12 protein-coding genes are annotated in these 14,745 nt (G+C 65.3%); 3 read left to right on the top strand and 9 right to left on the bottom strand.

Going from position 1 to position 14,745, the window contains the following annotated elements:
- Nucleotides 1-7: 7 nt before the first annotated feature.
- Nucleotides 8-1,006 (bottom strand): LacI family DNA-binding transcriptional regulator, encoded by a 999-nt coding sequence (locus tag BM075_RS08130; RefSeq protein ID WP_093360168.1) that lies wholly within the window; start codon nt 1,004-1,006, stop codon nt 8-10.
- A gap of 243 nt (nt 1,007-1,249) precedes the next feature.
- Between BM075_RS08130 and BM075_RS08125 the strand changes: the two genes are divergently transcribed.
- The 3 genes from BM075_RS08125 to BM075_RS08115 all read left to right on the top strand — a co-directional run bounded on the left by BM075_RS08125 (nt 1,250) and on the right by BM075_RS08115 (nt 4,144).
- Complete coding sequence (locus BM075_RS08125) at nt 1,250-2,146, top strand: sugar ABC transporter substrate-binding protein (protein ID WP_425445189.1); 897 nt, start codon at nt 1,250-1,252, stop codon at nt 2,144-2,146.
- A 77-nt stretch (nt 2,147-2,223) separates the two neighbouring features.
- Entirely contained in the window at nt 2,224-3,348 is a 1,125-nt protein-coding gene (locus BM075_RS08120) for an ABC transporter permease (protein WP_093360166.1), read from the top strand.
- Between the two features lies 1 nt (nt 3,349).
- Nucleotides 3,350-4,144 carry an ATP-binding cassette domain-containing protein gene (locus tag BM075_RS08115; protein WP_093360165.1) on the top strand — a complete coding sequence of 265 codons (795 nt, stop codon included), beginning with the start codon at nt 3,350-3,352 and terminating at the stop codon, nt 4,142-4,144.
- Between the two features lie 108 nt (nt 4,145-4,252).
- On the opposite strand, the gene BM075_RS08110 is transcribed toward BM075_RS08115, so the two are convergent.
- The 8 genes from BM075_RS08110 to BM075_RS08075 form a co-directional block, all read right to left on the bottom strand.
- Entirely contained in the window at nt 4,253-5,161 is a 909-nt protein-coding gene (locus BM075_RS08110) for a LacI family DNA-binding transcriptional regulator (RefSeq protein ID WP_093360164.1), read from the bottom strand.
- Nucleotides 5,162-5,445: 284 nt separating this feature from the next.
- The gene (locus BM075_RS08105; RefSeq protein WP_245758780.1) at nt 5,446-6,528 is read right to left on the bottom strand and encodes a LacI family DNA-binding transcriptional regulator; all 1,083 of its coding nucleotides are present in this window, start codon (nt 6,526-6,528) and stop codon (nt 5,446-5,448) included.
- 109 nt (nt 6,529-6,637) lie between these two features.
- Nucleotides 6,638-7,735 (bottom strand): galactokinase, encoded by a 1,098-nt coding sequence (gene galK, locus BM075_RS08100; RefSeq protein WP_093360163.1) that lies wholly within the window; start codon nt 7,733-7,735, stop codon nt 6,638-6,640.
- Nucleotides 7,732-8,796 carry a UDP-glucose--hexose-1-phosphate uridylyltransferase gene (locus tag BM075_RS08095; protein WP_093360162.1) on the bottom strand — a complete coding sequence of 355 codons (1,065 nt, stop codon included), beginning with the start codon at nt 8,794-8,796 and terminating at the stop codon, nt 7,732-7,734. The genes galK and BM075_RS08095 overlap by 4 nt, the downstream gene beginning before the upstream one ends.
- Before the next feature lie 11 nt (nt 8,797-8,807).
- Nucleotides 8,808-9,809 carry a UDP-glucose 4-epimerase GalE gene (galE, locus tag BM075_RS08090; RefSeq protein WP_093360161.1) on the bottom strand — a complete coding sequence of 334 codons (1,002 nt, stop codon included), beginning with the start codon at nt 9,807-9,809 and terminating at the stop codon, nt 8,808-8,810.
- 16 nt (nt 9,810-9,825) lie between these two features.
- A complete protein-coding gene (locus BM075_RS08085; RefSeq protein WP_093360160.1) occupies nt 9,826-11,754 on the bottom strand; it encodes a beta-galactosidase in 1,929 nt (642 codons plus the stop codon).
- A gap of 64 nt (nt 11,755-11,818) precedes the next feature.
- On the bottom strand, nt 11,819-13,903 hold the full coding sequence (locus BM075_RS08080; RefSeq protein ID WP_093360159.1) for an alpha-galactosidase: 2,085 nt from the start codon (nt 13,901-13,903) through the stop codon (nt 11,819-11,821).
- Nucleotides 13,900-14,745, bottom strand: coding sequence for a carbohydrate ABC transporter permease (locus tag BM075_RS08075; protein WP_093360158.1), 846 nt, complete (start codon nt 14,743-14,745; stop codon nt 13,900-13,902). The genes BM075_RS08080 and BM075_RS08075 overlap by 4 nt, the downstream gene beginning before the upstream one ends.

Genomic DNA, 14,745 nt, shown 5'->3' with positions numbered 1-14,745 from the left:
AAGGGTCTCAGGGGAGCGGGCGCAGAGTGCCCCGCTCCACCAGCGCGCAAGGAAAGATCCGGGCCTCCGGGTAGCGGTCCGGTTCTTCCAGCATCGCCACGACGAGTTCGATCGAGGAGCGGATGATCTGTTGGATCGGCTGACGGATCGTCGTGAGATTGACGAGTTCCCAGCCTGCCATTTCCATGTCGTTCAGCCCTAGAAGGCCGATGTCGTCCGGCACGCGCATCCCGGCGTCCCGCACGGCGCTGAGCGCTCCGATGGAGAGAATGTCGTCGCCGCAGAAATACGCCTCGGACGGACCCTCCGCCAACAGCCGTTGCATCTCGGTCCGCCCTGCTCTGAACGAATAGGCCGTTGCGAAGCTGTGACTCATCTCGACAGCCGGGAAATGCGCCAGTTCCTCGCGGAAACCGGCAAACCGGTCCTGCGTCGAAGTCGCGCTTGCGGGGCCGCCGAGGAAGGCCACCCGTTTGTAGCCGCGGGCGACCAGCGTGCGCGCTGCCATGCGCCCGCATTCCACATTGTCGATTCCGGCGACATGGACCTGGGGGGAATCGGAATACCGACCGAAGCTGTGGACCACCGGAATCCCGGCATCGCGGAAGGCACGGGCGAAGTCCGGCGCCAGGGTGGAGGAGGCGACGATCACGCCGTCCACCGAATACTGCCGCAGCATCCGCACAGAATTCTCCGGCTCCGTGACTTCGGACAGGTTTACCAGAAGCGGGCGCAGGCCGCGTTCCTGGAGCCCGCGGGTAAACAGGTCGAAGACTTCCAGAAACGTCGGGTTGTGGAAGTTGTCGGAGACCAGTCCGATGAGTTTGGTCCGGCCAGTGGTCAGGCTGCTGGCCAGCGCGTTCGGGCTGTAGCCGAGTTCCGCGGCCGCCTTTTCGACCTTGCGCCGGGTCTTCGCGGAGACAGACGCGCCGGCGGTAAAAGTGCGCGACACGGCAGACCGGGAAACACCCGCCTTTTCCGCAACATCCTTCAACGTGACCGGCATGATGCGGCCCTCCGTCTGTTCCCGTCGTCTTGACCGGGGCGCTTCTACACCAGCCGGCCTGCGCGTACAGTGTGAAATCCTCGGGACTTTTTTGCAACCGGTTGCAAATTTAACCGGTTTGTGGTTTGCTGTCCGAGAGCGCTGAACAGGACCGCTCCGAGAAAGACTAAGGACATTTGGGAGGACACCATGAAACGCAATCTACTCTCGCTGATTGTCGGCACCGCGGTTTCGGTGCTGCCGATGGTCGGCGCGACCGCCGCTTCGGCAGAGGGCGAGAAATATGTGCTCGTCAGCCACGCACCGGACTCCGATAGCTGGTGGAACACCATCAAGAACGCCATCGCGCTCGCCGGCGAGCAGATGGACGTCGAGGTGGAGTACCGCAACCCGCCGACTGGCGACATCGCTGACATGGCGCGGATCATCGAGCAAGCGGCCGCCTCCGGGCCGAATGGTATCGTGACCACGCTGGCCGATTTCGACGTCCTCAAGGGGCCGATCATGGATGCCGTCGCGTCTGGCGTGGACGTTATCATCATGAACACCGGCACCGGGGATCAGGCGCGCGAGGTTGGTGCGCTGATGTATGTCGGTCAACCGGAATACGATGCCGGCTACGCCGCCGGTCAGCGCGCCAAGGACGACGGTGTGACGTCGTTCCTCTGCGTGAACCACTCGATTCAACAGCCGACCCTCGTCGACCGTTGTCAGGGCTTTGCGGATGGCCTCGGCGTCGAACTCGGCAATTCCATGCTCGACAGCGGTGCCGACCCGGCGGAAATCAAGAACAAGGTTCTGGCCTATCTCTCCGCCAACCCGGACACCGACGCGATCCTGACGCTCGGCCCCGTTTCCGCCGATCCGACGATCCTCGCGCTTGAGGAGAACGGCATGGCCGGTGACATCTACTTCGGCACGTTCGATCTGGGCGCCGAGATCGTGAAGGCCATCCAGTCCGACGTGATCCAGTGGGGCATCGACCAGCAACCCTTCCTACAGGGCTACCTGCCGATCGTCGTGTTGACGAACTACCACCGCTACGGCGTCCTGCCGGGCAACAACGTCAACTCCGGCCCGGGCTTCGTGACCAAGGACGCGCTCGAGATGGTCGAAAAGTTCGCCGGCGAATATCGCTGAGCCAGACCAGGAAGGCGCCGCATACCGGCGCCTTCCATGTCTTGCGCTATCGAAGAAATCAAAACGGAGCCCGAGCGATGTCACAGACAGCGCCACAACAGCCTGTTGCCGATGAACGGGTCAAGGAGATGTCGGCCGTCCGCCGCGCCCTGATCCGGCCGGAACTGGGGGGTATCGTCGGAACGATTGCCGTGTTCACCTTCTTCCTGCTGTTCGCCCATGACAGCGGCATGTTCAACAGCCAAGGTATCCTGAACTGGTCGACCGTTTCCGCGCAGTTCATGATCATAGCGGTCGGTGCGTGTCTTCTGATGATTGCCGGGGAGTTCGACTTGTCGGTCGGCTCCATGATCGGCTTCTCGGGCATGATGATTGCCATCCTGTCGGTGACACTCGGATGGCCGGTCTGGATCGCCATCATCGTCACCTTTGCCGGATGCGTCGCCATCGGCGCGCTCAATGGCCTGATCGTGGTTCGCACCGGCCTGCCGAGCTTCATCGTGACGCTCGCGTTCCTGTTCATTCTGCGCGGTTTTACGATCTACCTGCCGCAGACCATCGAACGGAAGACGATTATCGGTGGCGTGCGGGACGTCGCGGAGGGCGACTGGCTGGCCGCGCTGTTCGGCGGCAAGATCCTCGGCGGATTGTTCACCTGGATGGGCAATGCCGGAATCATCGAGGTGTTCGAGCGGGGCACCCGGCAGGGCGAGCCCGTGGTGGACGGCATCCCGATGCTGATTATCTGGGCGCTTGCCCTGATGGTTTTCGGACATGTCCTGTTGACCAAGACGCGGTTCGGAAACTGGATCTTCGCTGCCGGCGGTGACGCGGAAGCGGCCCGGAATTCCGGTGTTCCGGTCAGCCAGGTCAAGATCCTGATGTTCATGTTCACGGCCTTCTGTGCCTGCGTCTTTGCGACCTGCCAGGTGATGGAGTTCGGATCGGCCGGTGCCGACCGTGGGCTTCTGAAGGAGTTCGAGGCAATCATCGCGGTGGTCATCGGCGGCGCGCTTCTGACCGGCGGGTATGGGTCGGTCATCGGCGCCGCGCTCGGCGCGTTGATCTTCGGCGTGGTGCAGCAGGGCCTCTTCTTCGCCGGGGTCGAAAGCTCGCTCTTCCGCGTCTTCCTCGGGATCATCCTGCTCGGAGCCGTGATCCTGAACACGTACATCCGTCGCCTCATCACGGGGGAACGCTGACATGAACAGCCGCACGACGCACGAACCGATCATTCGCATGGTCAAAATCGAGAAACACTTCGGCTCGGTCATCGCCTTGGCAGGTGTGTCGGTCGACGTTTATCCCGGCGAGTGCCACTGCCTTCTTGGGGATAATGGTGCCGGGAAGTCGACGTTCATCAAGACGATGTCGGGCGTGTACAAGCCCACGGCCGGGGAAATCTACTTCGAAGACAAGCCCATGCATTTCGAGGATCCGCGCGACGCCATCGCCGCGGGGATCGCGACCGTGCACCAGCACCTCGCGATGATCCCGCTGATGTCTGTCAGCCGAAATTTCTTCATGGGGAACGAGCCGCTGAAGAAGGTCGGCCCGATGAAGTTCTTCGACCATGAATTCGCAAACCGCGTCACCATGGAAGAGATGCAAAAGATGGGCATCAACCTGCGCGGTCCCGATCAGGCGGTCGGGACGCTGTCGGGCGGCGAGCGGCAGACCGTCGCCATCGCACGCGCCGTCTATTTCGGCGCCAAAGTCCTGATCCTCGATGAGCCGACGTCGGCGCTGGGCGTGCGTCAGACGGCCAATGTGTTGGCGACGATCGACAAGGTCAGAAAGCAGGACATCGCGGTCGTCTTCATCACGCACAACGTGCGCCATGCCCTTGCGGTGGGAGACCGGTTCACGGTGCTCAATCGTGGCAAGACGTTGGGCACCGCGCAACGGGGACAGATCACGCCAGAGGAGTTGCAGGACATGATGGCCGGGGGGCAGGAACTGGTAGAGCTGGAAGGCTCCCTCGGCGGCACCGTCTGACGCGCGCGCCGCCGGGATGACCGGCGGCGAACGACGTGACGTGGTTGGAAAGCCGCGTTCAGATTGCTCTAACGGGCCGCCTCAGCGATCGAGCGTGCCGCACTGCTCTCAGTTGTGGTGACCGCCGACGAGGGAGGCTGCCTTTTCCGGCCCGACGGACTCCCGCATCAGCATGGTGCACGCCTCCAGATGCTGCACCGGCGCCCCGGTGGTGCGCCCCTCGATACGCGACACCAACACCTCCACGGCCTTTTGCGCCATGGTCTTGATGGGTTGTTCAACGGCGGTGATCGGCGGCCAGGTGGCCTGCATCCAGTCCGCATCGTCAAATCCCACGAGCGAGATTTCCTGCGGAACCTGCAGGTTGCGGCGGCGGAGTTCCGAAAACACCAAAAGCGTGGAATGCTGCGATAGCGAAAATACAGCGCTCGGTGTGGCGGCCGCGATCCGTCGGGTATCGAGATAGTCGTTGATCGCCTTCCGTTGGGTGTCCGGGTCGCCGTCCGACAGCAACTCGTCCAGTTGAACGTCCGGATCGATGGTGGTGGCGCGCTCCACGAACCCCGCGAGACGCAAACGCACGGCCATTGAAATCCGCGTCGCTCCGTGCAGCAGAATATGCCTGTGCCCCAATCCCAAGAGGTAGTCCGCCGCGGCGGACGAGGCCGCGTAGTTGTCCGCAGTCACCGTGTCGTATCTATCGTCGGCGGAGACCCGGTCGACCAGGACCGCCTGCATGTCGAGCTCCCGCAGCTTTTGCGGCCCGGCGCCGCGTTCCGAGCGGGCCGGTACCAGCGCCGTCCCAGCGACGCCCAGGTCGTTCATGCTGGCGACCAGATCGGCCTCGCGCTCCTCGTTCTCGTGGCTGGATGCGGTAATAACGCGGTAGCCGGCTGCCTCCGCGGCATTTTCCAGGCGGGTGACCAATGCACCGAAAAACGGAGTCTCCAAGTCCGGCACGATGGCGCCGATGAACCTCCGATGGTCCGTCTGTGGCCGTGAGGCGTGTTCATCCATGCATTCCTCCCACAATTCTGCGCGGCGCCCACACCTCAGGCGTTCCCCCTCAACGCCCGACCCACACCGCGCTAAGGCGGAGTCGGGTCACATCAGGCGGAGCAGGGCAGGGGATCAACCTGCCCCGCCGCCTGATCTGTCCTGATTCTTAATGCATTGCGGGCTGTCGATCCATCGGGATGATGCTCGGCGGCGACCAGAGGGCAGGCGATCGAGCCGGGAATGTCCGACAATCCGGCGTCGCAGACTTCTGTTTCGACAGCCCGCGTGCGCGCCCTTCTCGGTTATCCCGTGGTTGCGGGCGGTGGACCGATCGACTCCCGTTCGACCAGTTCGCACTCCAGCTTGACGAGGCGCATGTCGGCTTCGTCCCGTGACGAGGCGGCAAGGGCGTGTTCCGCCGCCCAACGGCCCATCGCGCGGCTCGGCAGGATCAGCGAAGTGAGCGGCGGGGACATGTGCAGCGCGATCTCCGCGTCGTCGTAGCCGATGACGGAAATATCGTCGGGGATCCTCTTTCCCATCTCTTTCAATGCCTCATAACAGCCAATGGCCATGCGGTCGTTCTGGCAGAAGATCGCGGTCGGCGGGGCATCGAGCGACAGGAGGGCGCGGGTGCCGCGGTAACCCGCGCTCGGTGACCAGTCGCCCTCGACGACGAGTGCGGGGTCGAAGGGCAGATCTGCCGTGGCCAGTGCGTTGCGATAGCCTTGCAGCCGGTCCCGGGCGGCTTCCATGAAAATCTCGCCGGTGATTGTGCCGATCCGGCGGTGTCCGGCCTGCAGCAGCGCGTTGGTAGCCCGATGTCCGCCCGCCACCTCACCGGGGATGATCGCCGGAAGATCCTCGCCGCGCGCGTAACAGTTCAGTAGAACGACGGGAACGCTGGTTTCGCGCAAGGCGTTGGGAATTTCCACCTCGCGGGTGAAGATGCAGGCATAGACGATCGCCCGCACGCCCATCTCGACGAACAACTCGACGGTGCGCGGCTCCAGCGAGGGGTCGTTGTCCGTCTCCGTCACCAAGACGATGGCGTCGGCGGACCGGGCGATCTCCCGCACGCCATCCAGCATCACGATGCCCTCGGGGCTGGTTGTGATCTTGTCGATGACGAGCGCGATGGTCCCGGACGTGGCGTCCTGGGTGCGGCGTGCCCCGGCGGCCTGCATCGGCCGGTAGCCAAGGTCGCGGACCGCGTCGAGCACGCGCAAGCGGGTCGGTTCCGAGATGTTCGCCGAGGTGTTTCCACTCAGAACGAAGGAGACGGTGGACTGCGAACACCCGGCCACCCGGGCGACATCCTGCATGGTCACGCGCTTTCGGCCACTGACCTTTCCGATCCCGGGCTTACGTTCTTCCTTGTTCATGACCGCTCCCGTGTGGCTTGCGTTCCGTCGTCCTCCCCCCGCGGGTCGTACCGCGCGGAAGCGGCGCGAGCAACAATCCCGGTAGGAGGAACCGCCGAAACGCGGCTCCTCAGGTCACGGCGACCACATGTGTCGCCGGGAAGGCGCGGGTCATCTTATCGCTCCAGTCTTCCACGCGTTCCGTGGCGAGCAGAACCACGAGTGCGCCACCGAACCCGCCGCCCGTCTGCCGCGCGCCGAGGGCGCCTTCGGTCAGGGCGGTTTCAACCAGCAGGTCCGTCTCCGGGACGGTGATCTCGTAGTCGTCGCGCTGCGAGGCATGGCTTTCCACCATCAACCGGCCGAAGGTGGCGCTGTCGCCTTCCGTCAACGCCCGGAATCCGGCTTCGACGCGCCGGTTCTCGGTGACGATGTGGCGCGCGCGCCGATCCAATGGCGAGGCGATCTCAGCGATCCGCCCGAGATCCGCGGGGCCAAGGTCGCTCAGCATCTCCACGCCCAAAGCGGTGCAGGCGGCGCGGCACTCGGCGACGCGCGTCGCGTAGCCATCTTCGGTCAGCTTGTGGCTGACACCGGAATGCAGAATGACGAAGCGGTGACCGGTCAGGGTGGGCGCAGGCGTGTGGTCGAGCGTGCGCGTGTCCAGCATCAGCGCTGCACCGGGCTGGCCGACGGAAGAGGCGAACTGGTCCATGATCCCGCAGGGCATTCCGACGAAATCGTTCTCGACGGACCGCGCCCTGAGGGCCACGTCTACCGGGTCGGCCTCGACCCCGTAGAACGTGGCGAGCGCGCGGAGCGTCGCAACTTCCAGCGCGGCGGAGCTGGAGAGCCCCGCTCCTAGCGGGACGTTCGCCGTCAACGCGATCCTGATGCCTTCGCGGGAAACCTGCTCGGTCGCTGCCGCCTTCACTGCGCCCAGCACATAGTCCGACCAGTGCGAGGACGGGGCCTCGGTGATGGCGCGCCGGGCGGTGTCGCGGAAGATGTCGGAGTAGACGTCGATCACGCCCGGAGTGTCTCCGGCGCCGATGGCGACATTGACGCAGAGGTCCCGCAACGCCATCGGCAGCACGAGCCCACCGTTATAGTCGGTGTGCTCGCCGAGAAGGTTCACCCGGCCTGGCGCGGAGGCGACCACCCTGGGCGGTTGGGCGAAGCACGCCGCGAAGGCTTCCGCCGCTGTCGGTGTCGTGCCAGCGTTCATTGCCGACCCTCTTGCTGAATGGCGGTCTTGAAGTGGACGTCGGGCAGGCTCCGCAGCCGCTCCGCCGCGCTTTCCGGGGTAAGGTCGCGCTGCGCCTCCGCGAGCATCTCGTAGCCCACCATGAACTTCCGGACCGTTGCCGAGCGCAGGAGGGGCGGAAAGAAATGGGCGTGGAGTTGCCAGTGATCGTACCGCCCCGCGCGGGTTGGCGCACCGTGCCACCCCATCGTGTAGGGAAACTCGGTCTCGAAGAGATTGTCGTACCGGGTGCAAAGCCGTTTCAGCACATCTGCCAGCGCATCTCTTTCCATGCCTTCCAAATCCGGCAAGCGCTGGACGTGGCGGCGCGGCAGCACGAGCGTCTCGAACGGCCAGACCGCCCACCAGGGGACAACGGCCAGCCAGTGCTCGTTCTCAACTACGACGCGCTCGCCGCGCGCGGCCTCGGCCCCGGCGTAGTCCACCAGCATCACCCTGCCGGTTTCGCTCAGGTGGCGCGCCTGGCAGGCGTCCTCCCGCGTCACCTCGTTCGGAAGGAAGTCGGAGGCCCAGATCTGGCCGTGGGGATGGGGCTGCGAACAACCCATCACCGCCCCCTTGTTTTCGAAAACAGCCACCCAGTCATAGCGTGCGCCCAGATCCTCGATTTGCTCTGCCCAGGTGTCCACCACCCGCCGGATGGCCTCTACGGGCAGTTCCGGCAAGGTGAGGTCATGCCGCTCTGAGAAGCAGATCACCCGCGCGGTGCCCCGCACGTTCGCCGCCCGAAACAACGGATCGCCGGTCGTCCCGCCCTCCGGCGTATCTTCCAGCAGCGCGGGGAAGTCATTCTCGAAAACGAACGTCCCGGAATAGTTCGGGTTCACCGCGCCGGAATTGCGGGCGTTGCCGGGACAGAGATAGCAGCCCGGATCGTGGCTCGGCTTGTCCTCCAGCGGCGCAGGTTCTTGCTGCCCCTGCCAGGGGCGCTTGTTTCGGTGGGGCGAAACGAGCACCCATTCGCCCTTCAGCGGGTTGAACCGGCGGTGCGGCGCGGTGGTGGAGACGGTGTCATCCAGCATGTTTGTCTTCCTTAGCGGCCCTCGGCAAAGGGCCCGTATTTCGGCGCGCGGTGCCAGCGCCAGGCGGTTTCGATGATCGTTTCGAGGTCGGCGTAGCGCGGCTCCCAGCCGAGGACCGCCTTGGCCCGCGCGCTGTCGGCCACCAGAATCCCTGCGTCGCCTGCACGCCGCGTCGCCATCTCGACCGGGATTTCGCGGCCGGTGACACGGCGGGCAGCTTCGATGACCTCCAGCGTCGTGAAGCCCCTCCCGTTTCCGAGGTTGAACGTGTGGGCGCCTGGGTGGGCCTCCATGTAGTCCAGCGCCTTCAGGTGCGCCGAGGCCAGATCGAGCACGTGGATGTAGTCGCGAATGCAGGTGCCATCCCGAGTGTCGTAATCCTCGCCGAAGATCGCGAGGCGGTCCCGCAGGCCGAGCGCGGCCAGCAGCACGAGCGGGATCAGGTGCGTCTCCGGGTCGTGTGCCTCGCCGATTTCGCCGCCTGGATGGGCGCCGGCGGCATTGAAATAGCGCAGCGAGACTGACCGCAGGCCGTAAGCCGCCGCCATGTCCGCCAACATCTGCTCCATCATCCGCTTCGACCAGCCGTAGGGGTTGATCGGCGCGAGCGGGTGGCTCTCGTCGATCAGTTCCGTCAGCGGGTTCCCGAAGACTGCCGCGGTCGAGGAGAAGACGAGACGGTCCACGCCGGCCGTCTTCATTGCCGCCAACAGGTTCAGCGTTCCGCAGACGTTGTTGCGATAATAAAGATCCGGCGCAGCGACGGACTCGCCCACCGCGATCAGGGCCGCGAAATGGATCACCGCGTCGAAGTTGTGCCGGTCGAAAAGCGCGGAGAGGTCCTCCGGATTCAGCAAATCGCCGCGCACCAGCGTCGTGCCGGTCACCGCCTCCGCGTGGCCCTGAGAGAGGTTGTCGAACACAACCACATCGTGGCCGGCCTCTTGCAGGAGCCGGACCATGTGGGAGCCGATGTAGCCGGCTCCGCCGCAAACGAGAATGCTTCGTGTCATGGGTTTTTTCTTTGCTTCATGTGCCTGCTGCCTCTGGCGATGCCTCCAGCCTTTCGAAGGCCACGCCGCAACCCGGCACGTCCATTCCGCCGTGGCGGATCGGGTCGGCGGTGTAGTTCAGCCAGATCCGGTGTGTGGCGGTGCATCGGCAGCGAAGGCCCTCGGGCAGGGTTTGGGTCTCCAGGTCGACGATTCCGGCCGCGTCCCGCAGAATGGCGTCCAACGCTTCAGGGTCGGGCCAGCCGCCGAGGTAGCGGAGCGATCCGGCGGCCATCATCGCGGGCTGTCCGTCCTCGCTCCGCAGGACCACCTGTCCGTCGCCCTCGAGGAACTCGCGCCAGTGCCGAAAGGCGCCGCCGGTTTCGAGCGGCATGGCGCAATCGGGCGGCAGGCTCTCGACCCTGGCGACGATGCAATCGAACCCTGGCAGGTTCGGGGGCAGGGGCACCGGCGTGGCAAAGTCCGGCGTCTTGGCGTTGGCCCGCGGACCGACGATTGCCACCCCTTCGAAACGGCTCAGCGCTTGACGGAGCGGGTCCCGCAGCGTCGCCAACCCTGGGACCATGACCAAACGGTACTGCGACAGGTCCGCCGCGTCCGGCGGCAGGATGTCGATGTCCAGCCCCAGCTTTCGCAGACCCTTGTAGACCTCGAAGGCCAGCCGGAAGTAATCGAAATCCCGCCCCTGCGGTTGGGTCTGCCACGCCCACGCACTTTCGTAGTCGAAGACGAGCGCCACCGCGGCGGGCGCGCAGCCCGCTTCGCCGTGGTCGGCAAGCTCCCCGGCGACCTGCGCCGCTTCGGCCAGCGCTGGCGCTGGCGCGCTGTCGGGGCGGAGCAGCCCCGCATGCATCTGCTCCTGCGCGAACGGCGCCTGACGCCAGCGGAAATAGCACACCGCCTCCGCCCCGTGGGCAAAGGCTTCCCACGCCCAGAGCCGCGCCATTCCCGGCAGCGGCGCAGGGTTCCATGGCGCCCAGTTCACCGGGCCGGGCTGCTGCTCCATGACCCACCAGCGGCCCCGGCCGACAGCGCGGTAGAGATCGTGGTGAAAGGCCTGCAGGTCCGGATCACCCTGCCTCATGAACTGTGCGCGATGTTGGTCGGACACCTTGAGCCGGTCGGAGAGGAACCCGAGCGGGTAGCTGTCCCAGCTTGCAACATCGAGGTCGGCGCCGACGTCGTAGTGATCGAAGGCGGTCTCGCGGCCCATGTAATTGTGGAGCAGCGGCGCGTTCGTGTGCCGGCGCAGGATCTCCGTCTGAACGCGGTTGAACGCCACGACCTCGTCGGAGGCGAAGCGACGGAAGTCCATAACGTGGGAGGGGTTGGGCTCAGTCACCGTCAGGTTCGGCAGACCGACCTCGTCAAAGCTCGCAACCTCCATCGACCAGAAGACGTTGCCCCATGCCCGGTTCAGCGCCTGCGGCGACTGGTACTTCTGCGCCAGCCACTCGCGGAAGGCCGTCAGCGCGGCGTCGGAATAGCTCAGAACCGTGTCGTGGCAGCCGTATTCGTTGTCGATCTGCCAGGCCTGAACGTGCGGGTTGGTGCCGTAGCGCTTCGCCATCTCCGTCACGATCCGCGCGCACTCCCGCCGGTAGCCCCGGTGGCTGAAGCAGTAGTGCCTGCGCGAGCCGAAACCGCGCACGCGCCCTTCTGGGGCCCGAGCGAACATGTCCGGGTGCCTGTCTGCCATCCATCGCGGCGGGGTGGCGGTGGGGGTGCCGAGCACCACCTTCAATCCGGCCGCGCCTAGCGTGTCGATCGCCCGGTCGAGCCAGTCGAAGTGGTACTCGCCGGGCACCGGCTCCATTCGCGACCATGCGAACTCGCCGATCCGGACCCAACTCAGGCCGGCCTCCGCCATACGGGCGGCATCCTCGGTCCAGATCTCCTCCGGCCAGTGCTCTGGGTAGTAACAGACACCGAGAGCGCGTTTCATCGTCGTGCCTTTCTGTCGTTCGAGCCTCTGCCGGGGGCGAGGGCATTGGGGGGCGCGTTGATGGTCATAGGCGCGTTCCCTCGACGACCCAAATCCTGCCGGGGAAGGACCAGGGCAAGGTGATGCCATGCCGCATGAGGTATTGCCCGCTGATCTCCAGGGGGCCAGACTTGAGCGCCGGTGCACCGCGGCTAAGCCGCACGGCATCCTTGCGGTTGACGAGGTGAATGCGGTACCGCGCCTCCGGGTCCAACCGGGTCAGTCGCAGGGGGCGCGGCGCAATCTGGGCGGACGTATCCGCCTGGCCGGCAAACACCACGAAGCGCGCGCCGTCCCGCGCAAGTTGCTGTTCGGCAATTACCGCCGGGTCCGCGCTGTCCAGGCGCAGGATGTCCGCCGCGGTCATCCAGTCCCGGTTCGCTTTCCACCAAGCGGTGACCTGTTTCAGAACCTCCGTCTCCGCGTCGGTCAGCTCCCGGGGGTCCATCTCGAAGCCGAGGTGCCGCTGGGCCGCTACCCAGGCCCGAAACCGGATGTCGAAGACTCGGCCCGACGTGTGGCACTCCCGTGGACCAACGTGGGACCCCGTCACGGCAAGCGGCAGGAAGAGCGCGGCGTTGTGCTGGATCCGCAGCCGCTCCAGCGCGTCGTTGCTGTCTGACAGCCAGACCCGCTGCGTTCGCTCAAGAATGCCGAAGTCGATCCGGCCGCCGCCGGACGAGCAGCTTTCGATCTCCACCGCCGGGAAATCGGCGCGAAGGCGGTCGAGCAGGTCATAGGTGCCGCGCGTCTGGGCGGCGTCCGGTGTGGGCAGGACGCGGTTGTGGTCCCATTTGATGTAGTCAATGTCGTTGCCGGCAAGCAGGTCCGCGATGTGGTCGTAAAGGTACGCCCGCACCTCGGGATTTGCCATGTCGAGGCAAAGCTGCTGCCGCCCCCGGATCTGGTCGGGCGGGCCCAGCACCCAGTCCGGGTGGGCGCGGCAGAGGTCGCTATCCTCGTTGACCATCTCCGGCTCGAACCAGAGACCGAAGGTCATCCCGCAGGCCTTTACATGGTCGATCAGCGGCCCCAGTCCGTCGGGGAACTTGCGCTCGTCCAGTGTCCAGTCGCCGAGCGAGGACGTGTCGTCGCCCCTCCGCCCGAACCAGCCGTCGTCCAGAACGAAGCGTTCCGCCCCGATGGCGGCGGCGCGGCTCGCGATGTCCTTCAGCGTGGTGAGGTCGTGCTCGAAATAGACCGCCTCCCAGCAGTTGTAATGCACCGGGCGCGGGCGGGCCGCATCGGGCCACGTCACGATCCGGTCGCGAAGGTGACGCTGGAAGTCGACGGCGCATCCGTTCAGGCCGCTGTCGGAATAGCAGGCATAGAGCCTGGCCGACTCGAAACGGGTTCCCGACATCGTTTCGGAGCCGCCGGCATGGCCGAACTGAACCTGGCGGCGGCCGTCGGGCAGTTCCTCCGTCACCATGCGGTGCCCGCCCGACCATCCATAGTGTAAAGCATATGCCTCACCAGCGGTGTTCGTTGCGCTGCGGCAGGGCAGGATTACGCCGGGAAAGTGCGCGTGATCGGTCCGACCGGTGCGGTTGTCGCGCAGTCGGGCCCCCGTGGACCACGGGTGGCGGGAGAGCTGGAACTCCCCGCACCAGCGGCCAGAGATCTCGATCGTCTCGTTGGACGCTTGCGGTGCCGGCAACACGGGCGCGGCGAGCCAGTGGAGACGTACGGGCCGGTCGGCCTCGAGCACGGACCAGGCGGTGAGCACGTTCGTTTCTTCATCCATCGCGAAGTGCGCATGGTAGACGAGGCTGGTGTCGGCATCGGCATAGGTGAGTGTAAGACGGCCGGGACCTGCAACCTCGGCTTCGTATTGGAAGGAAGGTGTCAGCGGCGCGCCGTTGCCGTCCGAGACGACGAGGCCGGGCTGGCCGGGGAATGACCGGGAGGCCTCCGGGCAGATCGATAGCTCCGGGTTTTCGTCAAGCATGCCGCCGGTCACGTCGCTTCGGTGCGCCTTGAAGACCGTCTCCAGATCCTCCCGCTCGGGCAGGCGTGGCCCCCAGTAGACCACCTCTGCGAGGCGGCCGTCCCGGGAGCCCAGAACGAGCGTCTGGCCGGGGCCATCGACGCGCCATGTCTGGATCATTTCACGGCTCCGAGCGTCAGACCGGCAATGAAGTGGCGCTGCATCAGGAAGAACATCGCAACTGGCGGAAGGGCTGCGACGATGGCGCCGGCCGAAACGAGCTGCCACTGCGCGATCCATTGCCCGTTGAGGGAATAGAGGCCGGCGGTGACGGGCTGCGTCTCTTTGGACGTCGTCAGGACGGTCGCCCAGAAGTAGTCGTTCCAGATGAAGGTGAAGATCAGCACCGAGAGCGCTGCGATGGCCGGGCGCATGAGCGGCAGCACGACGTACCAAAAGATCCGGAACTCGCTGACGCCCTCGACCCGCGCTGCCTCGATCAGTTCGCGGGGCAGGGCGCGGATGAAGTTGCGCATGAAGAGGGTGCAGAACCCGGTCTGGAAGGCGACGTGAAACAGAACGAGCCCCGTGGTGGTGTTGTAGAGCCCGAGGTTCACCGTCATGTCCCGCACCGGCACCATGAGGATCTGGAACGGCACGAAGTTGCCCGCGACGAACATGAAGAAGATCCAGATGTTGCCCCGGAACCTGTAGATGCCAAGCGCGAACCCAGTCAGGCAGCTCAGGACCAACGTTCCGATGACGGTCGGGATCGTCACCTTGAACGAGTTCCAGATGTACTGCCCGATTGGCGACTGGGTGAAGATCTCCGCGTAGTTGTTCACGGCGATCGCGGAGGGCATGCCGAAGTAATTACCGGCCGCCAGGTCCGACGCCGGCTTCACGCTCGTGATGGCGACGCCGATAAGCGGCAGGAGCCAGAGAAAGAGCGCGATGGGCAGCGCCACCTGATAGCCGATACGAATTGCCTGGGATTGTTGTTCGATGGGACGGGGAAACAT

Source organism: Tropicimonas isoalkanivorans (assembly GCF_900112335.1).
Lineage (GTDB): Bacteria > Pseudomonadota > Alphaproteobacteria > Rhodobacterales > Rhodobacteraceae > Tropicimonas > Tropicimonas isoalkanivorans.
This window is presented reverse-complemented; position numbering and strand designations above follow the sequence as displayed.

Excerpts from the sequence above, each read along its gene's own strand:
- BM075_RS08130 (WP_093360168.1), bottom strand. The coding sequence starts at position 1,006 with ATGCCGGTCACGTTGAAGGATGTTGCGGAAAAGGCGGGTGTTTCCCGG.
- BM075_RS08125 (WP_425445189.1), top strand. The coding sequence starts at position 1,250 with ATGGTCGGCGCGACCGCCGCTTCGGCAGAGGGCGAGAAATATGTGCTC.
- BM075_RS08120 (WP_093360166.1), top strand. The coding sequence starts at position 2,224 with ATGTCACAGACAGCGCCACAACAGCCTGTTGCCGATGAACGGGTCAAG.
- BM075_RS08115 (WP_093360165.1), top strand. The coding sequence starts at position 3,350 with ATGAACAGCCGCACGACGCACGAACCGATCATTCGCATGGTCAAAATC.
- BM075_RS08110 (WP_093360164.1), bottom strand. The coding sequence starts at position 5,161 with ATGGATGAACACGCCTCACGGCCACAGACGGACCATCGGAGGTTCATC.
- BM075_RS08105 (WP_245758780.1), bottom strand. The coding sequence starts at position 6,528 with ATGAACAAGGAAGAACGTAAGCCCGGGATCGGAAAGGTCAGTGGCCGA.
- galK (WP_093360163.1), bottom strand. The coding sequence starts at position 7,735 with ATGAACGCTGGCACGACACCGACAGCGGCGGAAGCCTTCGCGGCGTGC.
- BM075_RS08095 (WP_093360162.1), bottom strand. The coding sequence starts at position 8,796 with ATGCTGGATGACACCGTCTCCACCACCGCGCCGCACCGCCGGTTCAAC.
- galE (WP_093360161.1), bottom strand. The coding sequence starts at position 9,809 with ATGACACGAAGCATTCTCGTTTGCGGCGGAGCCGGCTACATCGGCTCC.
- BM075_RS08085 (WP_093360160.1), bottom strand. The coding sequence starts at position 11,754 with ATGAAACGCGCTCTCGGTGTCTGTTACTACCCAGAGCACTGGCCGGAG.
- BM075_RS08080 (WP_093360159.1), bottom strand. The coding sequence starts at position 13,903 with ATGATCCAGACATGGCGCGTCGATGGCCCCGGCCAGACGCTCGTTCTG.
- BM075_RS08075 (WP_093360158.1), bottom strand. The coding sequence starts at position 14,745 with ATGTTTCCCCGTCCCATCGAACAACAATCCCAGGCAATTCGTATCGGC.